This window comes from Nocardiopsis nanhaiensis (assembly GCF_054778635.1).
The window spans coordinates 1-23584 of sequence record NZ_BAAGZJ010000008.1; the positions used below are offsets into that span (position 1 = coordinate 1).

The 23584-nt window shown below is 70.9% G+C and carries 27 protein-coding genes; 23 read left to right on the forward strand and 4 right to left on the reverse strand.

All coding sequences use genetic code 11. From position 1 onward, the window contains the following. Positions 1-308: 308 nt before the first annotated feature. Positions 309-740 (reverse strand): VOC family protein, encoded by a 432-nt coding sequence (locus ACYVD1_RS05390; protein WP_460746707.1) that lies wholly within the window; start codon positions 738-740, stop codon positions 309-311. 74 nt (positions 741-814) lie between these two features. Here ACYVD1_RS05390 and ACYVD1_RS05395 point away from each other — a divergent pair, with 74 nt between their 5' ends. The 6 genes from ACYVD1_RS05395 (at position 815) to ACYVD1_RS05420 (ending at position 5059) form a co-directional block, all read left to right on the forward strand. After that, a complete protein-coding gene (locus tag ACYVD1_RS05395; RefSeq protein ID WP_460768596.1) occupies positions 815-1507 on the forward strand; it encodes a GntR family transcriptional regulator in 693 nt (230 codons plus the stop codon). A 43-nt stretch (positions 1508-1550) separates the two neighbouring features. Next, positions 1551-2090, forward strand: a complete 540-nt coding sequence (locus ACYVD1_RS05400) for a hypothetical protein (RefSeq protein WP_460768598.1) — start codon at positions 1551-1553, stop codon at positions 2088-2090. A 155-nt stretch (positions 2091-2245) separates the two neighbouring features. After that, a complete protein-coding gene (locus tag ACYVD1_RS05405; protein ID WP_460768600.1) occupies positions 2246-2824 on the forward strand; it encodes a hypothetical protein in 579 nt (192 codons plus the stop codon). After that, the gene (cbiM, locus tag ACYVD1_RS05410; RefSeq protein ID WP_460768604.1) at positions 2824-3513 is read left to right on the forward strand and encodes a cobalt transporter CbiM; all 690 of its coding nucleotides are present in this window, start codon (positions 2824-2826) and stop codon (positions 3511-3513) included. The genes ACYVD1_RS05405 and cbiM overlap by 1 nt, the downstream gene beginning before the upstream one ends. Beyond that, positions 3510-4268 (forward strand): cobalt ECF transporter T component CbiQ, encoded by a 759-nt coding sequence (gene cbiQ, locus ACYVD1_RS05415; protein ID WP_460768608.1) that lies wholly within the window; start codon positions 3510-3512, stop codon positions 4266-4268. The genes cbiM and cbiQ overlap by 4 nt, the downstream gene beginning before the upstream one ends. After that, the gene (locus tag ACYVD1_RS05420) at positions 4265-5059 is read left to right on the forward strand and encodes an energy-coupling factor ABC transporter ATP-binding protein (RefSeq protein ID WP_460768611.1); all 795 of its coding nucleotides are present in this window, start codon (positions 4265-4267) and stop codon (positions 5057-5059) included. The genes cbiQ and ACYVD1_RS05420 overlap by 4 nt, the downstream gene beginning before the upstream one ends. Here the strand turns inward: ACYVD1_RS05420 and ACYVD1_RS05425 are convergent. After that, positions 5019-5375: an ArsR/SmtB family transcription factor gene (locus ACYVD1_RS05425; protein WP_460768614.1), complete on the reverse strand. Its 357-nt coding sequence runs from the start codon at positions 5373-5375 to the stop codon at positions 5019-5021. The two genes, ACYVD1_RS05420 and ACYVD1_RS05425, sit on opposite strands and share 41 nt — an antisense overlap. Positions 5376-5656: 281 nt before the next feature. Between ACYVD1_RS05425 and ACYVD1_RS05430 the strand changes: the two genes are divergently transcribed. The 15 genes from ACYVD1_RS05430 to hypB all read left to right on the forward strand — a co-directional run bounded on the left by ACYVD1_RS05430 (position 5657) and on the right by hypB (position 18350). After that, entirely contained in the window at positions 5657-5953 is a 297-nt protein-coding gene (locus ACYVD1_RS05430; protein WP_460768618.1) for a HypC/HybG/HupF family hydrogenase formation chaperone, read from the forward strand. Further along, entirely contained in the window at positions 5950-7062 is a 1113-nt protein-coding gene (gene hypD, locus ACYVD1_RS05435; RefSeq protein WP_460768621.1) for a hydrogenase formation protein HypD, read from the forward strand. Before ACYVD1_RS05430 ends, hypD begins: the two co-directional genes overlap by 4 nt. After that, entirely contained in the window at positions 7059-8189 is a 1131-nt protein-coding gene (gene hypE / locus ACYVD1_RS05440; protein ID WP_460768625.1) for a hydrogenase expression/formation protein HypE, read from the forward strand. The genes hypD and hypE overlap by 4 nt, the downstream gene beginning before the upstream one ends. Before the next feature lie 30 nt (positions 8190-8219). Then, a complete protein-coding gene (locus ACYVD1_RS05445) occupies positions 8220-9035 on the forward strand; it encodes a DUF6390 family protein (RefSeq protein WP_460768627.1) in 816 nt (271 codons plus the stop codon). A 134-nt stretch (positions 9036-9169) separates the two neighbouring features. Then, positions 9170-10249: an NADH-quinone oxidoreductase subunit B family protein gene (locus ACYVD1_RS05450; protein ID WP_460768630.1), complete on the forward strand. Its 1080-nt coding sequence runs from the start codon at positions 9170-9172 to the stop codon at positions 10247-10249. A gap of 86 nt (positions 10250-10335) precedes the next feature. After that, on the forward strand, positions 10336-12132 hold the full coding sequence (locus tag ACYVD1_RS05455; RefSeq protein ID WP_460768632.1) for a nickel-dependent hydrogenase large subunit: 1797 nt from the start codon (positions 10336-10338) through the stop codon (positions 12130-12132). Beyond that, complete coding sequence (locus tag ACYVD1_RS05460; RefSeq protein ID WP_460768635.1) at positions 12129-13145, forward strand: NifU family protein; 1017 nt, start codon at positions 12129-12131, stop codon at positions 13143-13145. The genes ACYVD1_RS05455 and ACYVD1_RS05460 overlap by 4 nt, the downstream gene beginning before the upstream one ends. Continuing rightward, positions 13142-13939 carry a DUF5947 family protein gene (locus ACYVD1_RS05465; RefSeq protein WP_460768638.1) on the forward strand — a complete coding sequence of 266 codons (798 nt, stop codon included), beginning with the start codon at positions 13142-13144 and terminating at the stop codon, positions 13937-13939. The genes ACYVD1_RS05460 and ACYVD1_RS05465 overlap by 4 nt, the downstream gene beginning before the upstream one ends. Further along, positions 13936-14622 carry a DUF6084 family protein gene (locus ACYVD1_RS05470; RefSeq protein WP_460768640.1) on the forward strand — a complete coding sequence of 229 codons (687 nt, stop codon included), beginning with the start codon at positions 13936-13938 and terminating at the stop codon, positions 14620-14622. The genes ACYVD1_RS05465 and ACYVD1_RS05470 overlap by 4 nt, the downstream gene beginning before the upstream one ends. Continuing rightward, positions 14619-16169, forward strand: a complete 1551-nt coding sequence (locus tag ACYVD1_RS05475; RefSeq protein WP_460768642.1) for a hypothetical protein — start codon at positions 14619-14621, stop codon at positions 16167-16169. The genes ACYVD1_RS05470 and ACYVD1_RS05475 overlap by 4 nt, the downstream gene beginning before the upstream one ends. After that, on the forward strand, positions 16166-16666 hold the full coding sequence (locus ACYVD1_RS05480) for a hydrogenase maturation protease (RefSeq protein ID WP_460768644.1): 501 nt from the start codon (positions 16166-16168) through the stop codon (positions 16664-16666). The genes ACYVD1_RS05475 and ACYVD1_RS05480 overlap by 4 nt, the downstream gene beginning before the upstream one ends. Next, positions 16667-16786 carry a DUF6893 family small protein gene (locus tag ACYVD1_RS05485; protein ID WP_460768646.1) on the forward strand — a complete coding sequence of 40 codons (120 nt, stop codon included), beginning with the start codon at positions 16667-16669 and terminating at the stop codon, positions 16784-16786. 39 nt (positions 16787-16825) lie between these two features. Continuing rightward, positions 16826-17149 carry a HypC/HybG/HupF family hydrogenase formation chaperone gene (locus ACYVD1_RS05490; RefSeq protein ID WP_460768649.1) on the forward strand — a complete coding sequence of 108 codons (324 nt, stop codon included), beginning with the start codon at positions 16826-16828 and terminating at the stop codon, positions 17147-17149. Between the two features lie 3 nt (positions 17150-17152). Beyond that, complete coding sequence (locus tag ACYVD1_RS05495; RefSeq protein ID WP_460768651.1) at positions 17153-17482, forward strand: hydrogenase maturation nickel metallochaperone HypA/HybF; 330 nt, start codon at positions 17153-17155, stop codon at positions 17480-17482. A gap of 1 nt (position 17483) precedes the next feature. After that, positions 17484-18350, forward strand: a complete 867-nt coding sequence (gene hypB, locus ACYVD1_RS05500) for a hydrogenase nickel incorporation protein HypB (RefSeq protein ID WP_460768653.1) — start codon at positions 17484-17486, stop codon at positions 18348-18350. A gap of 6 nt (positions 18351-18356) precedes the next feature. On the opposite strand, the gene hypF is transcribed toward hypB, so the two are convergent. Next, a complete protein-coding gene (gene hypF / locus ACYVD1_RS05505; protein ID WP_460768655.1) occupies positions 18357-20636 on the reverse strand; it encodes a carbamoyltransferase HypF in 2280 nt (759 codons plus the stop codon). A gap of 59 nt (positions 20637-20695) precedes the next feature. Here hypF and ACYVD1_RS05510 point away from each other — a divergent pair, with 59 nt between their 5' ends. Both ACYVD1_RS05510 and ACYVD1_RS05515 read left to right on the forward strand, forming a co-directional pair. Next, the gene (locus ACYVD1_RS05510; RefSeq protein ID WP_460768657.1) at positions 20696-21112 is read left to right on the forward strand and encodes a haloacid dehalogenase-like hydrolase; all 417 of its coding nucleotides are present in this window, start codon (positions 20696-20698) and stop codon (positions 21110-21112) included. A 40-nt stretch (positions 21113-21152) separates the two neighbouring features. Continuing rightward, complete coding sequence (locus tag ACYVD1_RS05515; RefSeq protein WP_460768660.1) at positions 21153-21980, forward strand: NAD(P)-binding domain-containing protein; 828 nt, start codon at positions 21153-21155, stop codon at positions 21978-21980. A gap of 37 nt (positions 21981-22017) precedes the next feature. Here ACYVD1_RS05515 and ACYVD1_RS05520 read toward each other — a convergent pair whose 3' ends face one another. After that, positions 22018-23565 (reverse strand): alpha/beta fold hydrolase, encoded by a 1548-nt coding sequence (locus ACYVD1_RS05520; RefSeq protein WP_460768662.1) that lies wholly within the window; start codon positions 23563-23565, stop codon positions 22018-22020. Positions 23566-23584: the final 19 nt, after the last annotated feature.

Here is a 23584-nt window from a genome sequence, read left to right on the forward strand (position 1 = left end):
ACTCAAGGTGACGGCCTTCGTTGTGTTCACGTGTGTTCGTGGTTGAAGCACATGATCACGCGAAGGCCGTTGTGCTGTCCGGGAAACGATGAAGCCCGTGACCAGGACGGTATCCGGTCACGGGCTCAAGGTTAAACGACAAGCTAGGGCATGTTCGGCGGACACATACCCTGCTGCGCGTCGCCCCAGCGGCACTGTCACGGCGTTCTCATCAGTCGACAGCCAAACCCGGGCTGACTCCTTCTTCGGCCTTGTGCCAGCACCACTGGATGCGCCGCTCGCGAAGGGCAGCATCCACCGAACACGCCCTAGGTGGCGAAGACCTGGGAGTCGTCGGCGAAGGCCTTGAACTCCAGGGCGTTGCCCGCCGGGTCGAGCAGGAACATGGTCCACTGCTCCCCGGGCTCACCCTCGAAGCGCACGTAGGGCTCGATGACGAACTCGGTGCCGGCCGTGCGCAGGCGCTCGGCCAGCTTCTGGAACCGCTCCACCGTGAGGATGAGGCCGAAGTGCGGGACCGGCACGTCGTGGCCGTCGACGGGGTTGTGCACGCGGCGCTGGCGCTCGGGGGCCAGGTGGGTCACGAACTGGTGCCCCTCGAGGTTCCAGTCGATCCAGCTGTCGGAGCTGCGCCCTTGGGACAGGCCGAGCACGTCGCCGTAGAAGCCGCGGGCTGCCGCCAGGTCGTCGACCGGGACGGCCAGGTGGAAGCGCGGGATGGGAGAGTCCAGAACGGTCATCGCGCACCCTTTCAGAGAGGAGGTCGGACACTTGTCGTAATGTTAACATTAGGACGTTCAAAGGAGAGGTGTCCATGAGCCGCGATCATCCCAAGGTCGCCCCCGCCCGCCGCCGCGGTCTGGCCGACGAGGTGGCCGACCGCATCCGCGAGGCGGTCTTCGACGGGACCTACCCGCCCGGAGGCCAGCTGCGCGAGTCCGAGCTCTCACGGGCGCTGGAGGTGAGCCGCGGACCGGTTCGCGAAGCGCTCCTGCGACTGGAGGTCGAAGGCCTGGTCAGCAGCGCCTGGCACCGCGGCGCCACCGTCACCGAACTGACCGCCGACGACATCGCCGAACTCGACAGCCTGCGCGGCGCCCTGGAACAGCTGGCGGTACGGGAGGCCGTCGCCACGGCCGACGAAACGGTGCTCGCGGAGATCGAGCGGACCGCCGAGAACATGGAGCGAGCCGCGGACGCCCACACGCTGGTCTCCCTGGACATCGCCTTCCACGACGCCGTGTACGCCGCCAGCGGCCACCGGCGCCTCTTGGAGGCCTGGCAGGCGATCCGCTGCCAAGTGTGGCTCTTCCTGGTCAACCGGGTCCGGGTCAGTTCCCAGGACTACGTAGCCCATATCCCCGGCGAGCACCGTGAACTCGCGCGGGCTCTGCGCTCCGGCGACACCGATTCAGCGCTGTCCCTGTTCGCCGCCCACCGCCAGCACGCCCTGGACATCCTCACCGGGGACGGGAACGGGAGCAGTATGGAGCCCGGAGATGAGTAGCCGCACTCACGCGTGACCGGTCTCGGGCCGCCAGCATGGAGGCATGGACACATTGACCGCACGGGCTCCCCGTTCCCCGAAACCCTCCTCGGGCTCGTCCTCGGGCCTCTCGTACGGTACCCCCCCGGGTCTCCGCTCCGGCCTCGTCTCCGCGGTGCAGGCGGGCGCTCTCCTGGCCGCTTCGGCGATCGCGACCTGGTGGGTGACCCGTACCCCGCCGGAGGAGGAGGCCGCCGCCGAGGGCTTCCGCCTCAGCGAGGCCGAGTATGCGATCGAGCCGGTCGCCCTGCCTCACTGGGGCGAGGCCGTGATGGGCGTCGGCGCGCTCGTCCTGGTCCCGTTGCTGGCGGTGCTGCTGATCCGCGGCGTGGCCGCCGGACACATCCCGCCGCGCTGGGGCGGCGTGGTCCTGATTCTGGTGCCGGTCGCGGTGATGGCGGGCCTGTGGTGGATGATCGGTACCGCGCCGGTCATCGGCGCCAATATCCTCCTCGACCTGGCCCGACCCGTGTTCGGCCCCGCGAGCCTGCTCCTGCTCGTCTTCGCCGCGGCCACCGCGGTCTCCGCCCTGCGCCGGAGATGATGCTCCCCGTCCCCTGACGCCCCGCGCTCCGGAATCGCACCTGTACTCCGCGGCCCGATCGATTTAGTCTTGTCTGATCAGATCATGAGGTGAGAGGCGTCCGCCCCCGCCCCCGCGTTCTCTCCATCGCGCCGACGCGCACCGGAGGTTGCGACATGAGACGGGACAGGACGCGGCGGACACACGCGGCCCTCGCCGGAGGCGCGGCCCTCCTCCTGCTCGGCTGGCCCGCGCAGGCCCTCGCACACGGGGTGGTGCTCGACGAGGAGCAGACCGACGCAGTGCGGATCGACGCCCACTACGACACCGGTGAACCGATGACGGACGCCCAGGTGAGCGTGTACTCCCCCGAGGATGACTCGGATCCGTGGATGACCGGGAGCGTCGACGCCGAGGGGGTCTTCCTGTTCGAGCCCGACGAGACGGGTATCTGGGAGGTGGAGGTCCGCCAGGCCGGGCACGGTGACACCGTGCGCGTCGAAGTGGCGGAGGACGCCCCGCCCGAGGAGGTGGAGCTCGCCGAGCCCGACGAGCTGCCGACGCCCGGGCCCGATGAACAACCGGCACCTGTGCCCGAGCCCGAAGCCGCTCCGGGCGACCCGGGCGGTGGTGACACCGCCTCCGGGGCCGGTCCCCTCGAAGCCAGCCCCTTGCAGATGGCCGTCATGGGTGCGCTGGCCGTCTGGGCCCTGGTGATGACGGCGCTGTACTTCGCCCGCCGGAAGCGTGCCTGATGCACATCCCGGACGGGATCCTGCCGCCGAGCGTACTCATCGGCGGTTTCGGGATCACCGCAGCCGCCACCTGGTACTCGCTGCGCCGGATCCGGCGGCGCGGCGATCCGACCGCCTACCTGCCCAAGGCGGCGATGTTCACCGCGGCCTTCCTCGTCCTGGGCTGGATCCACGTGCCGGTACCACCGGTCAGCGTGCACCTGATCCTCAACGGGCTCCTGGGGGTCGTGCTGGGCTGGTTCGCCTTCCCCGCGATCCTGGTCGGACTGTTCTTCCAGGCGGTCCTGTTCGGGCACGGAGGGCTGACCAGCCTGGGCGTCAACGCGGCGATGATGGGTCTGCCCGCGCTGCTGGCCTTCGGCCTCTTCCGCCTGCGCGACCGGCTCCCCGGCGCACGGCGACCGCTGTGGACGGGATTGTTCGGGTTCCTGGGCGGGTTCACGGGGCTGGTGGCCGCGGCCGCGGTCCTCTTCGCCCTGCTCGTCACCACGGTGCCGACCAGCATCGACGCCGCCACCGAGCGTGCGGCCATCGTGGGGCTGGTCCTCGCGCACGTCCCGCTCGGGGCAGTCGAGGGCGCCGTCACCGCGGTGGTGGTGCTCTTCCTGCTGCGGGTGCGGCCGTCGCTGCTCGAACCGGAGCCGCGGGTCCAGCCTTCCGGACCCCGCCCCTCGGGGTGGTCGGGATGAACCACGCCATCGACCGCTACGCGGACCTCGACTCGCCGGTGCACCGCTGGGACCCGCGGCTAAAGCTGGTGGGGCTCGGTTCCCTGGTCCTCGCGTGCGCCTTCGTCACCGATCCCCGGCTCGTTCCCGTCCTTGTAGCGGTCGCCGCCGGGCTGGTGGTCCTGGCCCGGTTGCCGCTGGGTTTCGTGGTCCGGCGCCTGCGCTACCCGGGGCTGCTGATCCTCGTGGTGGTGCTCGTCCTGCCGTTCGTCTCCGGAGAGACGGTCCTGGCACGGTGGGGCCCGTTCGCCGTGCGTACGGAGGGGGTCCTCGACGCCCTGCTGGTCGCGGGCCGGTTCACCGCCATAGTCATGGTCGGGCTGGTGGTGTTCGCGACGGCGCCGATGCTCCGGACCGTCACCGCGCTGCGCGCCCTGCGCCTGTCCAGCGTCCTCACCGACATGATGCTGTTGACCTACCGGTACCTGTACGAGCTGGGCGGTGATCTGGGCCGGATGCGCACGGCGACCCGGCTGCGCGGATTCCGGCCGATCCGCCCCGACCGGCACACCCTGGCCACGGTCGGTTCGCTCACCGGGAGCCTGCTGGTGCGCGGCCACGACCAGTCGGCCCGGGTCCACAGGGCCATGATCCTGCGCGGCCACGGCGCGGCCCCGCGCCACCGGCACGGTTTCCGCGCCGGGCCGTGGGACGTCGCCGCCCTGGCGGTGGCGCTGCTCCTCGCCGCCGTACTGATCCTCTGGGAGGTGCTTTGAACACGACCGGCCCGCACCGGAACAGCGGAGTCCCTGAAACCCCCGCGGCGCTCGACGCGTGCGGGCTGCGGTTCACCTACCCGGACGGCCCCGAGGTGCTGCGGGGCACGGACCTGCGCGTGGCACCGGGAGAGCGGGTCGGACTGATCGGACCCAACGGTGCCGGGAAGACGACCTTCTTCCTCGCCTCGTGCGGTCTTCTGGCGCCGGACGCCGGGACCGTGCGGGTCTTCGGCGCTCCGGTGCTCCCCGGCGGCTTCCACCCCGACATCGGCGTGGTCTTCCAGAACCCGGACGACCAGCTCTTCTCCCCGTCCGTGTGGCACGATGTCGCCTTCGGCCCGCGCAACCAGGGCCTGTCGGCTGAGGAGGTGCGCGCCCGGGTCACCGAAGTGCTCACGCTCACCGGGACCCTGGAGCTCGCCGACCGTGCCCCGCACCACCTGTCCGGCGGGGAGAAGCGGATGGTCTCCATCGCGGGGGTGCTGGCGCTGCGCCCGCGCGTGGTCGTCTACGACGAACCCACCGCGAGCCTGGACCTGCGTTCGCGCAGGCGGCTGATCCGGTTCCTCGGCACCGCCGAGCAGGCGCTGCTGATCGCGTCACACGACCTGCACTTCCTCCTCGAGGTGTGCGACCGGGTGGCGGTCGTCTACGACGGCCGCGTCACGGCGAGCGGGGCTCCGCACGAGGTCATGGGTGACGGGGAGCTGATGGCCGCCCACGGTCTCGAGACCCCCCACGGTCTGGCTACTCCGGCACCTCCGAGTGCGGCCGCACCAGATGGATGAGGTCGTGCACCGTCTCGTCGGCCAGCCGGTAGCGCACGAGCTTGCCCGCGCGCCTGGTCTCCACCAGGCCGTGCGCGCGCAGGTGGCGCAGCGCCTGGGAGGTGGCCGTATCGCTCATTCCCACCGCCACCGCAAGGTCGGAGACGCAGATCTCCCGCGCGTAGTGGACGGCCACGAGCAGGGCGAGGCGGGAGGGGTCGGCCAGCACCGCGTAGCGCTGTGCCCACTCCCGGACGGCCGCGTGGTCGCCCAGGCCGCCCAAGGCGGACCGGACGCGCTCGGGTTCGATCACGGATCGTTCGCGCTCGACGGTCATACGGCCGATCATCCCATGCGGGGGAAGCCCGCGCGCGCGGGCTTTCCCAAGAATTGACCCTGCCCGGCCGGGTCGCGCACGAGGCGGTATCGGGCCCTACGCGAAGCCCGTGTGCGCGGCGATACGGACCGTTTCAGGCGGGCCCCGCCGACCGCCCGCACCGGATTCGTGCGGCTCTGACCTGCGCTTGGGGCGGACGCCCGCCGATTGACGCCCAAGGCGCGGGGAAGGAGACTCGGAAGAGGTTGTTGTGACCCAGAACACAACCCGAGGAGGCGCTCATGTGCCTCGCCGTACCCGGCAAGGTCATCCGACTCCGCGAAGAGGACGGCACACCCATGGCCGAGGTCGACTTCGGAGGAGCGCTGAAGGACGTCTGCCTTCAGTACATCCCCGATGTGTCCCTCGGCGAATACGTCATCGTGCACGTCGGATTCGCGATCCAACGACTCGACGAAGCCTCCGCACTGGAGACCATGGCGAACTTCGAAGGACTCGGACTGCTCGAGGAGGAGTTCGGGGACCAGCTCGCCCAGGCCGCCCGCCAGGCCGGAGTCGAGGTTCCGAGGCAACGATGAAGTACCTGGACGAGTTCTCCGACCCGGACCTGGCGCACAAGCTCTTCGCCGAGATCCGAGGCGTCACCACCCGTCCGTGGGCGATGATGGAGGTGTGCGGGGGGCAGACGCACTCCATCATCCGCCACGGGATCGACCAGCTCCTCCCGGACGAGATCGAGATGATCCACGGCCCCGGCTGCCCCGTGTGCGTCACCCCGCTGGAGATCATCGACAAGGCGTTGGAGATCGCGGCACGGGAGGACGTGATCTTCTGTTCCTTCGGTGACATGCTGCGCGTGCCCGGCAGCGAACGCGACCTCTTCCGCATCAAGAGCGAGGGCGGCGACGTCCGCCTCGTCTACTCGCCGCTGGACGCACTGAAGATCGCCAAGCAGAACCCCGACCGCCAGGTCGTCTTCTTCGGCATCGGCTTCGAGACCACGGCGCCCGCCAACGCGATGACGGTCTACCAGGCCCACCGGCTGGGCATCCCGAACTTCTCCCTGCTGGTCTCGCACGTGCTCGTACCGCCCGCCGTCGCGGCGATCATGGAGTCGCCCACCTGCCGGGTCCAGGGATTCCTGGCCGCCGGGCACGTGTGCAGCGTGATGGGCACCAGGGAGTACCCGCCGCTGGCGGAGCGGTACCGGGTGCCGATCGTGGTCACCGGGTTCGAGCCGCTGGACATCCTGGACGGGATCCGCAAGACCGTCATCCAACTGGAGTCCGGCAGGTACGAGGTGGAGAACGCCTACCAGCGCGCCGTGCACGAGGACGGCAACCCGGCGGCGCGGGAGATGCTGGAGGACGTCTTCGAGGTCACCGACCGCACCTGGCGCGGTATCGGGATGATCCCCCGGAGCGGCTGGCGCCTGGCGGAGAAGTACCGCCCCTTCGACGCCGAGTACCGCTTCGAGGTCGAGGGGATGCACACCGAGGAGTCCACCGTCTGCCGCTCCGGCGAGGTCCTCCAGGGGCTCATCAAACCGCACGAGTGCGAGGCCTTCGGCAAGGAGTGCACGCCCCGCAACCCGCTGGGCGCGACCATGGTCTCCTCGGAGGGCGCCTGCGCCGCGTACTACCAGTACCGCAGGCTCGACGTCATGGAAGCGGGGGCGGCGCGATGAGCGAGGACGTGTTGGCGGGTCTCGACGGATCCGCCCGGCAGAACTCCGCGCTCGGCGCCGAGCGCGACGAGGAGCGGGCCGCGACGATCGACGGCTGGGTGTGCCCGGCACCGCTGCGCGACGCTCCGCACATCACCATGGGGCACGGCGCGGGCGGCGCGCTCTCCGGGGAGCTCGTGCGCCACCTGTTCCTGCCCGGTTACGGCGAGGCCGCCGCGGACGGCCTCGGCGACTCGGCGGTCCTGCCCGTCGCCGACCAGCGGGTGGCGTTCTCGACCGACTCGTTCGTGGTCAGGCCGATGTTCTTCCCCGGGGGCAACATCGGGGACCTGGCCGTCAACGGCACCGTGAACGACCTGGCCATGTCCGGGGCGCGCCCGCTGTTCCTGTCCACGGCGTTCATCCTCGAGGAGGGCACGCCCCTGGAGGACCTGCACCGGGTCGCCAGCACGATGGGCGAGGCCGCCCGCCGGGCCGGGGTCCAGCTGGTCACCGGTGACACCAAGGTCGTCGAGTCCGGGCACGGTGACGGGATCTTCGTGAACACGGCGGGGGTCGGGGTCGTCGACCCCGGGGTGGACATCCGTCCGGACCGGGCCGGGCCCGGGGACGTCGTCCTGCTCAGCGGGGAGATCGGGGTGCACGGCATCGCGGTCATGAGCGTGCGCGAGGGCATCGAGTTCGGCACCGCACTGGAGAGCGACACCGCCGCGCTGAACGGCATGGTCGCCGACATGATCGCGACCGGCGCGGACATCAGGGTGATGCGCGACCCGACCCGGGGAGGCCTGGCCGCGTCCGTCAACGAGATCGCGGTCTCCTCCGAGGTCGGTATCGAGATCACCGAGGACGCGCTGCCGATCCCGGACGCGGTGGCCAACGCCTGCGGGCTGCTGGGGCTGGACCCGATGTTCGTGGCCAACGAGGGCAAGCTGATGGCGATCGTGTCGGCCGAGGACGCCGACCAGGTGCTGGAATCCATGCGCCGACACGAGTTGGGGCGCCGGGCGGCGGTGATCGGCACGTGTGTGGCCGAGCACCCCGGCGTGATGGTGAGCCGTACCGGCCTGGGCGCCACGAGGGTGGTGGACCTGCCGGTGGGGGAGCAACTCCCCCGAATCTGCTGACAGCCGCCGGCCGCGGAGGAAGGGGGCCCGGTGCACGCGAAGGAGAGCGGCGCGGCGATGTTCGCGCGCTACGCCTACCCGCCGAACGAGCTGGGCTACTGCGGCCCAGCCGACCCCGACCCCCTGTTGGCGGCGACCCGGCACGCCGCCGAGGACAGCACCGCGGACGGCCTGAGGAGTCTGGCCGAACGGTTCGACGGCGCCTGGTGCTACCTGGAGACGCTCGCCCGGGGAACGGGGGTCGCGGACCCGTTGGACCACCGCGTGGTGGAGGCCTACTGGCTGGGCAACCCGCTGCTGGAACGGTTGGGCGGTGCGGAGTTCGCGCGGGCGGTGACCGAGCGGTTCGGCGACCAGTACGGTGCCCGCCTCTCCGGCCTCACCCCGGAGTACCCGTCCGCGGGCTCCGGCGGCCCCTCCGGGTCGGACGCAGCAGCGGGGGCGGCCCGCGCCCACCACGGCTACCACGTGTTCGAGGTCTACCCGTGGACCGGGCTGCTCGGGGCCGGTGACGGCCAGCCCGCCCTGTCCGTCCTCGACCGGTGCCGGATCCGGTGGGGCACCGTCGTGGCCGTGGACGGTGACCACGCACTCGTGCGGTCGCGACCGCTCACCTGGGACGGCACCCGGCTGGGCCTGGGCCCGTCGCGCACCGAAGTCCCCCGCTGGGCCAGCGGAGGCCGATCCCTGCTCCCCCGCGTCCGCGTAGGCGACCGGGTCGCCCTGCACTGGGACTGGATCTGCGACGCGCTCTCCCCCCGACAACTCATCCAGCTGCGGCGGCGGACCGCCCGGCAGCTGGAACTGACCAACGGCGGCCTCGCGGTCGCCCACGCCCAGGCCTGATGGGCCGCAGCCGCTGGAGGTTTTGCCATCGCGACGACACCCACTGACCGGCCCCACGCGGCCGGCACAGCCAGAACAGTGAGTCGCCCCGTCCGGGCCCGCCCCGGGCGGCAACCCACGGAGGTGGTGGCGCCATGCCAGCGGACACCAAGGCCGCGGCCGCGCGCGAGACCAGGAAGAAGGCCGAGGACACCACGATCCACGTGCTGTGGATCAATGCGGGACTGAGCTGCGACGGCGACTCCGTCGCGCTGACCGCCGCGACCCAGCCCAGTGTCGAGGAGATCGCGCTCGGCGCCCTGCCGGGGCTGCCCAACGTCGCGATGCACTGGCCGCTGATCGACTTCGAGTGCGGCCCCGAGGGCGGCGCCGACGACTTCCTCGAGTGGTTCCGCAAGGCGGACCGCGGCGAGCTCGAACCGTTCGTGCTCGTGGTGGAGGGCTCGATCCCGAACGAGGCGGTCAGCGGTGACGGCTACTGGTCCGGGTTCGGCAACGACCCGGCCACCGGGCAGCCCATCACCACCAACGAGTGGATCGACCGACTGTCGCCCAAGGCGCTCGGCATCGTCGCGGTCGGCACCTGCGCCACCTACGGCGGGATCCACGCCATGGAGGGGAACCCGACCGGCGCCATGGGCGTGCCCGACTACCTCGGCTGGGACTGGAAGTCCAAGGCGGGGCTGCCGATCGTCTGCGTCCCTGGGTGCCCGATCCAGCCCGACAACCTCTCCGAGACGCTCACCTACCTGCTGTACCAGGCCACCGGTCAGGCGCCGATGATCCCGCTGGACGACGCGCTGCGGCCGACGTGGCTGTTCGGCCGGACCGTGCACGAGGGGTGCGACCGCGCGGGCTACTACGAGGAGGGTGACTTCGCCGAGGAGTACGGATCGGAGAAGTGCATCGTCAAGCTCGGCTGCTGGGGGCCGGTCGTCAAGTGCAACGTGCCCAAGCGCGGCTGGATGAACGGTATCGGCGGCTGCCCCAACGTCGGCGGCATCTGCATCGGCTGCACTATGCCGGGCTTCCCGGACAAGTTCATGCCGTTCATGGACGAGCCGCCCGGCGGCAAGCTGTCCACCACAGTGGTCAAGGGGTACGGCGCGACGATGCGCTCTCTGCGCCGTCTGACGAGCAGCACCCTCGACAAGGAACCGAAGTGGCGCAGGCGCGGCAGCCAGCTCACCACCGGTTACAGGGGGTCTCGCTGACAGCGGTGGCGGGCACGCCCTGAGCGACTTCGGGGCCGGGCCCGCCGAGGACCCCGCACCGACCCGACACATCGGAGGGCCGCCCCATGGCCACCAGACAACGTCAGAAGGCAGAGACCGAGAGCCGAGAGCAGCCGAACCTGGTCGACATGAACTGGGATCCGATCACCCGGATCGTCGGCAGCCTGGGGATCTACACCAAGGTGGACTTCGCCAACCGGACCGTCGCCGAGTGCAAGAGCACGTCTTCGATCTTCCGCGGCTACAGCATCTTCATGAAGGGCAAGGACCCGCGGGACGCGCACTTCATCACAAGCCGGATCTGCGGCATCTGCGGCGACAACCACGCCACCTGTTCCTGTTACGCGCAGAACATGACCTACGGGGTGAAGCCGCCGCACCTGGGCGAGTGGATCGTCAACCTGGGCGAGGCCGCCGAGTACATGTTCGACCACAACATCTTCCAGGAGAACCTGGTCGGCGTCGACTACTGCGAGAAGATGGTCTCCGAGACCAACCCGGGTGTGCTCGCCCAGGCGGAGAACACCCCGGCACCGAACGCCGCCGCGCACGGCTACCGCTCCATCGCGGACATCATGCGCGCGCTGAACCCGTTCTCCGGCGACTTCTACCGGGAGGCGCTGCAGGTCAGCAGGTCCACCCGCGAGATGTTCTGCCTGATGGAGGGGCGCCACGTCCACCCGTCGACGCTGTACCCCGGGGGTGTGGGCACAGTCGCCACCATCCAGCTGATGACCGACTACATGACCCGCCTGATGCGCTACATCGAGTTCATGAAGAAGTCGGTGCCGCTGCACGACGACCTGTTCGACTTCTTCTACGAGGCACTGCCCGGGTACGAGCAGGTCGGCAACCGCAGGATCCTGCTCGGTTGCTGGGGCTCCTTCCAGGACCCCGAGATCTGCAACTTCTCCTACGGCGACATGACCGACTGGGGCCGCAGGATGTTCGTGACCCCGGGCGTGGTCGTGGACGGCGAGCTCGTGACCACGGACCTGGTGGACATCAACCTGGGCATCCGGATCCTGCTCGGCAGCTCCTACTACGACGATTGGAAGGGACAGGAGAAGTTCGTCGAGCGCGACCCGCTCGGCAACCCGGTCGACTCCCGGCACCCGTGGAACCAGCACACGAACCCGCACCCGCAGCGCCGCGACCTGGAGGACAAGTACAGCTGGGTGATGTCGCCGCGCTGGTTCGACGGCAAGGACCACCTGCCGCTGGACACCGGCGGCGGCGCTCTGGCCCGGCTGTGGGCGACCGCGCTGGCCGGGCTGGTGGAGACCGAGCACCTCAAGGCCACCGGGAACAGCGTGCGGATGCAGCTGCCGAGGACCGGGCTGAAGCCACCCGTGGAGTTGGAGTGGAAGGTGCCCCAGTGGAGCAACACCCTGGAGCGCAACCGGGCACGGACCTACTTCCAGGCCTACGCGGCGGTGTGCGCGCTGCACTTCGCCGAGAAGGCCACCGCGGAGATCCAGGCGGGGCGGACCAAGACCTGGGAGCCCTTCGAAGTGCCCGACGAGGGCATCGGCTGCGGGTTCACCGAGGCGGTGCGCGGGGTGCTGTCCCACCACATGGTGGTGCGGGACGGCAAGATCGCGAACTACCACCCGTACCCGCCCACCCCGTGGAACGCGAGTCCGCGTGACAGCTTCGGCACGCCGGGTCCGTACGAGGACGCGGTGCAGGAACAGCCCCTGTTCGAGGAGAACGACCGGGAGGACTTCAAGGGCATCGACATCATGCGCACGGTGCGCAGCTTCGATCCCTGCCTGCCCTGCGGTGTGCACATGTACCTCGGGAAGGGCAAGTCCCTGGACCGCCTCCACTCGCCGAGCGGGGGTCGACCGGAGGAATGAGCACCGCACACACTGACGCACGGCAGGGCGGGCCGGTCGACCAGCGCGGCGGGCCACACGACGAACAGGGCGCTGACCAGCCCGGTGACCAGTCCGGCGAACCGGGCGGTGAGCGCATCGAGCAGCTCATGGCCTCGTTCGCCGCCAGCGGCCCCCTGGCACAGCAGCGGGCCGAGGAACTAGTGCGGCTGGTGGTCGAGTGGCACGGCTCCGGCCTGAACCGCGTCCTGGAGATCGCCGACGACGCCGGGGCCCTCACCGACCAGCTGCTCGACCGGCTCGCCGACGACGACCTGGTGTCGGGGCTGTTGCTGCTGCACGGCATCCACCCGTACGACGTGCACACCCGGATCGAGCGCGCACTGGACCGGGTGCGCCCCTACATGGGCTCGCACGGCGGTGACGTCCGACTGCTGGAAGTAACCGACGACGGGGTGGCCCGCCTCCGGATGCTCGGCAACTGCCAGGGGTGCCCGTCGTCCGCGGTGACCCTGAAGCTGGCCGTGGAGGGCGCCGTCGAGGCGGCGGCACCGGAGGTCGAGCGCATCGAGTGCGACGACTCCCCGGAGGACGCCGACGCGCCGTCGCTCATCCCGCTGGGCTCGCTGTTCCAACGGGTCCACGCGCAGGACGGCCCGCCCGGGTCCGGCCACGAGGGCGCCCAAGGGGCGGTGTGGGAGACCGTCGCCCTGCCCGACCTGGCCTCCGGCCAGACCCGTGCGATCACCGTGGCCGACACGGACGTGGTGCTGTGCCGGGTCGGCCCGGACCACTACGCCTACCGGGACCGGTGCGCATCCTGCGGCGGCGGCCTGGGCGGCGCGAGCCTGCAGCGCGTCGCCGGTTCCGCGGCGGGGTCGGCCGCCCTGGTCTGCCCGCGCTGCCGGGCGCACTTCGACGTGCGCGAGGCCGGGGTGGAGCTGCGGGACGCGAACCTGCACCTGGAACCGCTGCCCCTGCTGGTCAGTGAGGGCTCGGTCGAGATCGCGCTGCCGAAGGGGGTGCCCGCGTGACGGAGCGGCGGTGGACCTCGAACGGCCGCGCGGTCCGGACCCTGCGCCGGGCGGTGCTCGGCGCCGACCGGGACCCCGGCCTGCCGGAGGAGCGCTGCGAGATGTGCGCGCGACCGGTGCCCGGCGACCACTCCCACGTGGTCGACCTGGACTCGCGCGAACTGCTGTGCGCCTGCCGCCCGTGCGCGCTCCTGTTCATGCCCGAGGGGGCGGCCGCGGGCCGGTACCAGACCGTCCCGGAGCGCTACCTGTCCTTCGACGGGTTCACGCTCGACCAGGCGCGCTGGGACGCGCTGAGCATCCCGGTGGGCATGGCGTTCTTCTTCCGGAACTCCCGGCTGGAGCGCACGGCCGCGTTCTATCCCAGCCCGGCGGGGGCCACCGAGTCCGAACTGCCCATCGAGGCGTGGGACGACATCCTGGACGCCAACCCGGAGCTGCGCCAGGCCGTCCCGAACGTGGAGGCGATCCTGGTCGCGGGGCCCGACGCCGAGCGGCTCACCCCGCCCGGCGCTGGCGAAGACGGCCGGTTCGAGTGCTTTCTGGTGCCCGTCGACGCCTGCTACGAGCTGGTGGGGCACCTGCGCGTGTCCTGGCGGGGGTTCGACGGCGGCCAGGAGGTCCGGGAGCGTCTGGCGGCGTTCTTCGCCGACCTGCGCCGGCGCTGCCGCCCCGCCGGGGGTCCGCGGCCGACCGCCGACGCCTGGGGTGCGGTCGGCGCTTCGGGTACCGCGGATGCCTGGGGAGGCGCCGACGGTGCCGGACCCGTCCCGAGACCGAGGGGGTCGGCATGAGCGAACTCGACTTCGAGGTGCTGGACATTCGGCCTGAACCGTACGCGGCCGCCCCGGCCCTGGAGGTGCGTCTGGGCATCGGCGAGTCCACGGGTGAGCGGGTGCACGCCATCGCGCTGCGCGCCCAGGTGCGCATCGACGCACAGCGCAGGCGGTACGACGACGCCGAGCGCGCCGGGCTCGCCGACCTCTTCGGCGACCCGTCGCGGTGGGGCCGCACGCTCAAACCGTTCCTGTGGACCCAGTGCGCCACGATGGTGCAGGGCTTCCGGGAGCACACGGAGGCGGACCTGCCCATGCCGGTCAGCTACGACTTCGAGGTGGCCGCCTCCAAGTACCTGCACGCCCTGGGTTCGGGCGAGGTCCCGCTGTCGCTGAGCTTCACCGGGACCGTGTTCACCCGCGGCGGCACCGGGTTCGCCGTGGAACGGGTCCCCTGGCACCACGACATCGACTACCGGATGCCCGTAGGCGTCTGGCACGAGCTGGTGCAACAGCACTTCCCCGGCCTCGGATGGGTGCGGCTGGACCACGGGACCATCGCCGCGCTCCAGCGGTTCAAGAACGAGCGGGGGCTGCACGGTCTCGACCAGGCCTGCGCCCGGTTGCTCCACGAGGCGGGGGCCGAGGCGGCGGGGACCGAGCAGGCGGAGGCAGGTCGGGCGGGGGTGCGTGCGCCATGAGCGCGGATCATGCCAGAGGGTCGGCGGACGGGCTCCTGGGAGAGGCCCGGGCGGTGGCCGACGCCGTGCTGTACGAGGGTTACCTCCTGTACCCGTACCGGGCCTCGTCGGCTAAGAACCGGGTCCGGTGGCAGTTCGGGGTCCTCGGCCCCGAGGGCGCCGACAGCTCGGGCGCGGGCGAGGGATCGGCGATGGCCACCGACTGTCTGCTTCAGGGCGCCGACGACGCCGAAGTGGGGGTGCGGGCGCGGTTCCTCCAACTGCAGGCGCGCACCGTCGAGCGGTACCTCGGCGACGGCCGGTACTCCCCCGTGTCCGTGTTGGACGGTGCCGGCGGTCCTTGGCTGAGCTGGGACGAGGCGGTCGACCGCGAGGTCGACCTGGGCCGGATCGGGGTCGGCGCGCTGCGTGCGGGCGCCGCGGAACTCGAGGTCGGCGTGCCCGGCGGGGTGGACGTACAGGAGCTGTACGACGGCGAGGGAGCACTGGTGGGGCGGGTGGTGCGCCGCCGCTGGCCGCTGAGCGCATCGCTCCGGTTGAGCGGGGTGCGGCACGAGCGTTCGGGGAACGAGGGTTCGCTGCACACGGTGCGGCTGGAGCTGACCAACACCCGCACTTGGCCGCTCCAGGAAGACCCCGCCGAGGCGGACCGCCAGCACGCCGACGAACGCTCCCGCGCGCTCCGGTACTCGCTCATCAGCGCCCACCTCACCCTCCAGGCGTTCGGGGGGAGGTTCGTGTCCGTGATCGACCCGCCCGAGGCGGCCCAGGCCGCCGCGCGGGAGTGCCGGAGCCACCGGCTCTGGCCGGTGCTCATCGGCGGCGAGGAGGACAACGACGTCGTCCTGGCCGCGCCGATCATCCTCTACGACCGGCCGCGAATCGCGGCGAACAGCACCGGGGACCTGTTCGACTCCACCGAGATCGACGAACTGCTGTCGCTGCGCGTCATGACGCTGACCGACGGGGAGAAGCGGGAGGCCCGCGCGACCGACCCCCGCGCGGCGGAGATCGTGGACCGCTGCGACGGCATGTCCGCCGCGGACCTGGAGGGGATGCACGCCTCCGCGGCGGAGCGGCTCCCCCGGCAGTCCCCCTCCCCCGAGGCGGGGCCCGGAGACGCGATCCCCGTGTGGGCCACCCCCGGGGCCCCGGCGGAGCCGGAAGGGCCGGATACCGGGGGGACGGACTCCGGTGGAGGCAAGCCGTGGTGGGACCCCGGCGTAGACGCCAGCGTGGACCCGGCGACCGACACCGTGGAGGTGGGCGGTGTGCCGGTCGCCCGTGACAGTACCGTGCGCCTGCGCCCGGGCTCCGGGGCGGACGCCCAGGACCTGTTCTTCGCCGGTCAGGTCGCCACCGTGACCGGTGTCCACCACGACGTGGACGGCCAGACCCACATCGCCGTCGTGCTGCGCGACGACCCCGCCAGCGACCTGCACCAGTGGTACGGGCGCTACCTCTACTTCCGGCCCGACGAGGTCGAACCGCTCGGCACTCAGGACAGCGGACCGCACGGCACCGGACGCCCGGAGGCTGCGCCATGAGCACGGGCATCCTGGTCGCGGGCATCGGCAACATCTTCCTCGGTGATGACGGGTTCGGCTGCGAGGCGGCCCGGGCCCTGGCGCGTGAGCCCCTGCCCGGCCACGTCCGAGTGGTGGACTACGGCGTCCGCGGCCTGCACCTCGCCTACGACCTGCTGGACGGCTACGAAGCGCTCGTCCTCATCGACGCGCTCCCCGGCCGCCAAGGGCCGGGGGCCGTCCGGGTGGTCGAGGTGGGCGGGGAAGACCTGGAACCGGTGGACGGCGCAGGGGTGGACGCGCACGCCATGCACCCCGCCACGGTGCTGGCGACCGTGGAGGCTCTGGGCGGGAGCCTGCCGCGCACCTTCGTGGTCGGCTGCGAACCGGAGAGCACTGAGGAGTCCATCGGCCTGTCCGATGCGGTCGGCCGCGCACTGGGCCCGGCCACGGCCGCGGTGCGTTCACTGCTGGAACACGAGTTACGCGAGTTACTGGAGCACGAGAAGGAGAGTTAGATGCGCAAGTTGGGAGTACTCACCACGATCCTCCTCATCGTCGCCACCTGCGGGCTGGTGGCGCTGATCATCCACTCCGTGCCGGACATCAAGCGGTACATGCGGATCCGGAACATGTGACCGGCGGGGACACAGCGGACACGAAGGGGTTGGTGCCTGATGTGCCTGGGGATCCCGGGACAGGTGGTGGAGCTGGTGGCCGACAACGACCAGCTCGCGATCGTCGACGTCGCCGGCACGCACCGCCGGGTGAACCTGGGCCTGCTGGACCCCGGAACGGTGGGCCCGAACGACTGGGTGCTGATCCACATGGGGTTCGCCATGGAGAAGGTCGACCAGCGCAAGGCCGAACGGGCGATGGCCGGGCTGGAGACGATGGGCCGCCCCGATGAGGGGATCAGCAGCCGCGTCACCGGTGGGCCCTCGGGGGAGGCCGCGTCCTCGGACGGGCCCGCAGCCCCGGCCCGGGAAGGGGGTCCGTGAGCGGTGCACGAACTGGCGATCACCGAGAACATCGTGGGCGGCGTCGTCGAACGGATGGGCGAGACGCGTATCCGCAGCTTGCAGCTCGAGGTGGGGACCCTCTCCGGGGTCGTCCCGGAGGCAGTCCGGTTCTGCTTCGACCTGGTGGCCAAGGGCACCACGCTGGAGGGCGCCCGGCTGGACATCGACGAACCGGAGGGGCGGGCGCTCTGCGCGTCGTGCGGCGCGGAGTTCACGCCGGAGGGCTGGACGGTCCTCTGCGCTTGCGGCAGCTCGGACGTGGAACTCCTGAGCGGAACGCGGTTACGGATCAGATCAGTGGAGGTGGCGTGACATGTGCGCGACATGCGGCTGTTCGGACGAGGCCGGAACGAGGATCGACGGGGTCGCTGTGCCCCGACAAGCAGACCATGAACACGGGCACGACCAGGAACATGCCCACGAGCACGGGCACCACCACGGGCACGACCACCACGATCACGGCCACGGGCATGGTGACGGGCACGGCCACGGGGTGAGCCGGACGGTCCAGCTCGAACAGGACGTGCTCGCCAAGAACGACGCCCTCGCGGCACGCAACCGGGCCCGGCTGGATGCCCGAGGGATCACCGCGGTCAACCTGATGAGCTCACCGGGTTCGGGCAAGACGACTCTGCTGGAACGCACGATCGGCGCCGTCGGGGAGCTCTCCGTCTCCGTGATCGAGGGTGACCAGGAGACGCTGTTCGACGCCGAACGCGTCCGCGCCACCGGTTGCCGCGTCGTCCAGATCAACACCGGGGCCGGATGCCACCTGGACGCCGAGATGCTCGCGGGCGGGCTCGAACGGCTCGACCCGCCGGAGCGGTCGATCGTGCTGATCGAGAACGTCGGCAACCTGGTGTGCCCCGCCCTCTTCGACCTCGGCGAACACACCCGGGTGGTGATCATGTCCGCGCCCGAGGGCGAGGACAAACCGCTGAAGTACCCGCACATGTTCCGGGGCGCGGACCTGGTCCTGCTGAACAAGACGGACCTGCTACCGCACCTCGCCTTCGACACCGAACGCTTCACCGAGCACCTGCACGCCGTCAACCCGGGCGTCGACGTTCTCCCGGTGTCGGCAACGCGCGGCGACGGGATGGCCGACTGGTACGGATGGCTGCGCACGCACGGGGTCCGGGACCAGCTCGAACAGGCGGCTCCGACCGGCACGGCCTGAGCAGCCCTACCCGACCAGCCCGGCGCGGTCGCGGGCACCCGCGACCGCCGCCTGCCCCAGGCTGATCCCGCCGTCGTTGCAGGGCACCCGGGCGTGGGTCAGGACCCGGAAGCCCTGTTCCCGCAAGCCTTCGACCGTGCGCGCCTGCAGGAGCAGGTTGGCGAACACCCCGCCCGACAGCGCGACCGCCGTGCGCCCGCTCCGTTCCCTCAGCAGCACGCAGGCGCGCACGGTCGCGTCGGCCAGTCCGTTGTGGAACCTGGCGGAGACCAGGGCGGAATCGACCCCGGCCCGCAGGTCCCCGACGACCGCGCGCACCAGCTCCCCGGTTTCCACTCCCAGCGGTTCCCCGTCGCGCACGGTCACCGGGTAGGCGCGCCGTTCCCCGGGGTCCGCGGCCTGCTCCAGCTCGATCGCGGCCTGGCCCTCGTAGTTGGCCGAGTCCCGCACGCCCGCGATCGCGGCGACGGCGTCGAACAGGCGACCGGCGCTGGAGGTGGTCGGGGCGTGGAGGCCCTTCCTGGCGATGGTGACCACGGTGTCCCACTCGCGCTCGTTGCGCCGCCGCACGTCCACGTCCTCCGGCGGGGCACCGCCGAACGCATGATCCAAGTGGGCGGCGGCCATCCGCCAGGGGTACCTGATCGCCGCGGCACCGCCCGGCATGGGAACCGGGTCGAGGAACCCCGCACGCTCGGAGTCCACGAGGTCCGCGAGCAGGAACTCCCCGCCCCAGATCGTGCCGTCGGTTCCGAAACCGGTGCCGTCGAAGGCGACCCCGATCACCGGCTCACCGGTCCGGTTGTCAGCCAGGCAGGCGGCGATATGCGCGTGGTGGTGCTGGACCCCGACCCGGGGGCCGTCCAACGAGCGCGCGTGTTTGGTGGACAGGTAGTCCGGGTGCAGGTCGTGCGCGACCACCGCCGGGGCGATCTCGAACAGCGCCTTGAAGTGGTCGATCCCCTCGGTGTAGGAGCGCAGAGTTTCCAGGTTCTCCAGGTCACCGATGTGGTGCGACAGGAACGCGCGCTCGCCCTTGGCCAGGCAGAAGGTGTTCTTCTGTTCCGCGCCGCAGGCCAGGACCGCCCGAGGCCACGTCCACGGCACGGCGACGGGTTCGGGGACGTACCCCCGCGATCGCCGGATCAGCTCCTCCGTTCCCGCCCCCGGCCGCACCACCGAGTCGTCCGTGCGAACGTGAATCGGCCGGTCGTGCGTGAGAACCGCGTCCACGATCGGGGCCAGCCGCTCGAAGGCGTCCCCGTCTTCGAAAGCGATGGGCTCATCGGAAACGTTCCCGCTGGTCAACACCAATGGACGGCCCACCGCGCGCAGCAGGAGTTCGTGCACGGGGGTGTAGGGCAGCATGAGCCCGAGTTCCCGGTTCCCCGGCGCGACCGCCTCCGCGACCCGCGCCCCGTGGCGTCGCGGCACCAACACGATCGGGCGACGCCTACCCGTCAGAACCCGCTCCGCCGCCCCGTCGACCTCACACAACCGCCGGGCGGCGCCCAAGTCCGGGACCATCACCGCGAAGGGTTTGTCCTCCCGGTGCTTACGCGTCCGGAGTTCCGCGCAGGCCCGCCCGTCGGTGGCGTCCGCGGCCAGGTGGTAGCCGCCCAGCCCCTTGACCGCCAGGATCCGCCCCTCCCCCAACAACTGGGCGCCCTGAACGATCGGATCACCCGGAATCCCGCCGCCGCTCTTGCCCACCAGCCTCAGCTGGGGCCCGCACTCGGGGCAGCACACCGGCTGCGCGTGGAACCGCCGGTCAGCCGGGTCCTCGTACTCTTCAGCGCACCGCTCACACATCACGAACCCGGCCATCGTGGTGAACGGCCGGTCGTAGGGGATCCCCGTGACGATGGTGAACCGAGGCCCGCAGTTGGTGCAGTTCACAAAGGCGTAGCCGTGCCGCCGGTCACCCGGGTCGCTGAGTTCCAGCAAACAGTCCCCGCAGGTGGCGCTGTCAGCGGCGATCAACGTGCTCCGCGAACCGCCCGCTGCGCTCTCCCGAATGACGAAGCCGGACTCACCGGTCGCCGGGATTTCGTCACTCGTGACACTCTCCACCGCGGCCAACGGAGGGGCCTCGCCCCGCAACGCCAGCAAAAAGACGTCGACCCGCGCCTCAACGCCCTCCACCTCGATGAAGACCCCTTCAGCGTCGTTCCCGACGAAACCAGCCAATCCGAGCCGCTCCGCCAGTGAGTGCACGAACGGCCGGAACCCGACCCCCTGCACCACACCGGTCACCCGTACCCGCACCCGCATCGGTTCGACCATCGTCCCAGGATGGCACCTGGCCCGGGCCCCTTCCGTTCTTGACGCGGCCGGGCCCCTAATTGCACCGCCTCAACGTCAACGACCGGATCAGGCCGGGCGGTGCGGACGCCTTGGCGCGGCACTTCCGAGCGCACGACAACGTCGCGGTCGCGACCGCCTGTGCGGACGTGTTTGCGCAACCACTGTGCCGGGAGATCGATCCCCGGGTCCATGTGGTCGCCTCCACCCTCAGAAGGCGTGTGGGAGGCCTGTTCGCGGACCGGCACTGTCACGGTGACCGGAAGGTCGAGATGCTCATTGAGTCGGGTGTGGAGGGCGAGATCGCCGCCGGTTACGGTAACAGCGCCGCCGATGGCCCCATGCTCGACCTGGCACGCACGGCCTTCCTGGTCAACCTTTCGGAACGCACCGCGAACGAGCTGCGCAGACAGCTCACGGGGCCGGACCGCGTACACTCCGCCCACTGGCCGCCCTGACTCGTGCACCCCGCTGGCGCATACCCATCGGAGGAGATCCGTGCCGGAACAGACCACCCCGAGCTCAGCCGAACCGCAGCCGTTCCCAGCGAACGCAGCCCTGCCCTACGGGTTCATCGGCGCCGGGGAGATCACCGCCGCCATCGTCGAGGGCCTCAGCTCCGAGGCGGCCGAACCACCGCCCGTCTTCCTGTCGCCTCGCGGCCGTGAAGTGGGACGTGACCTGGCGATCCGGTTCCCCAACGTGCGGGTCTGTGGGAGCAACCAGGAGGTGCTCGAGAACGCGGCCACCATCCTGATCGCGGTCCGGCCCCAACTGGCCCACGACGCCCTGGCGGAGCTGTCGTTCCGGGACGAGCACGTGGTGTTGAGCGCGGTGGCCGGGATCCCCCTGCGTCAGCTCTCCGCGTGGGCGGCGCCTGCCCGCGCGGTCGTCAGGACGATCCCGCTCCCCCAGGCCTCCCACCGGCAGAGCCTGACCGTGGTGTATCCGGACCACGATGCGGCCCGAGCGCTGTTCACCCCCGTGGGCGGGGTCCTGGTCCCGGGTGACGAATCGGCATTGGAGGTGTTCAGCGCCGCGACGGCGACCTTCGCCGCGCACCTCGACTACCTGGCGACCACCGCGGCCTGGATGGCTGACCAGGGCGTGGACGCCGACGACGCGGCCGCCTACACCGCGCACGTCTTCGGTCAGGTCGGACGGTCCCTGACCCGCTCGGACGACGCGATCGCGGAGCTGTCCGAGCGGCACGGGACCCCCGGCGGGATCAACGAACAGCTCAGGGACGAACTCCGCGGACAGGGTGTTCCCGACGCCGTTCGGCAGGCCCTCGACGGGATCCTGGTCCGCGTGCGCGGAACCTGACCCCCGGACGTTCACCGGCGCCGGGAACACCGGGCCACTAGTCGAGCTCGCAGTAGCTGCCCTCACCAGGCAGGGTGCCGTCCACGAAGTACCGGTTGACGTGCTCGATCAGGCAGCTGTTGGGGGCGTGGAAGTACAGGCCGTGGCCCGTTCCCTCGACCTTCACCGTCGCCGAACCGGGGACGTCCGCCACGGCCGGTGCGCTGTTGGCGTACTCCAGCTCGGAGGCTGCGAGTAGGAACGGCGGTAGTTCCTCGGCGTCGATCGGGCCGGGCGGGTTGACGCCCTCGTGCGGCCACGACGCGCAGTTCAGTTGCTTGATGCCCTGACCGTGGCCGAAGTTGTCGGAGAGACCGACCGCGCTCTCGGTGGCCTCCTGGTAACCCTCGAAGTCGTCGTACGGCACCCAGTCCCCGCAGCGGTCCGCGTGGACCAGGCTGGGGGTCAGCGGCAGGCTCCCGCCGGCGAGGTCAAGGAACGGGGTCGCGTCCCCGTCCTCCAACGTGGTGCCGATCGCCTCCGCGAAAGCCTCCCACATCTCTTCGGCCTTGAGGACGGACGCACCGGTCAGGGACAGCTGGGCCCGGTCGAGACTCACCTCTCCAGCGGGGACCGGCTCCTCGTGGGCCTCGGCCAGCAGCGTCTGCCACCGCTCCTCGACGTCCTCGCCTCGCAGTGCACACTCCTCGAACTCGGCGCACCACTGACCGAAGTCCTCGAACCGGGATTCCAATTCGTCGGCCAGGGTCGATTCCGTGTGCTCGCGGTCGGAGACCCAGTTGACGATGCTGTCGAGGAACACCGACGACAGTCGTTCGGGGTGCAGTTCCGCGTAGGCGGTGGCGCGCACCCCGCCGTGCGAGTGGGCGTACAGGTTCAGCTGTTCCTCTCCGAGTCCCGCCCGGATGGCCTCCATGTCCCCCACGTGCTGCAGGGTGTTCATGGCGTCGAACAGCTCTGGGTCGTGGCCACGGCACTCGTCCGCAACCGCCTCGTGCTCGGCGACCACCTCGTCGAACTCCTCTTCGGTCTGGGCGCTGACGAACTCCGGCCCGAGATCGCCGCACACCTCGTGGGGCAGGAACTCGGCGGTCTCACCCATAGTGCCGCGAGCGTTCCACGTCACCACATCGAAGTCCTCCCTCAGTTCGGCGGCGACCTCGCTGTTCACTGCAAGGGTGGGGATTCCGGGGGAGCCTGGTCCTCCGTCCACGTACAGGACCGCGCCCCTGCTCTCGCCATCCCCGGTGTGCGGCAGCTTGGCCACCTGGAGTGCGGTGGTGCGCCCGCCGGGGTGGTTGTGGTCCACGGCCACCCCGACCTCTACGCACCGCAGGTCCTCGGGGATCTCAACGTCGGGCGGGTCCTCGGCCCCGTCCGGGGCCGCCGGGGAGAGTTCCTCCTCGGTGCACTCGCGCCAGTCGAGTTCGGGCGCCATGTCGGCCTCACCGTGGGCGACCGGGTCGGCATTGTTCCCGTCCGCCCCGCCAAGGGCACCGGCACAGCCGACCACCAACACAGCCCCGAGCGTCATCGACACGAGGGAGGTCAGTCGTCTCTTTCGGTTGGTCACAGCATGCAGCACGGCGGCACCTCCGGGTCGG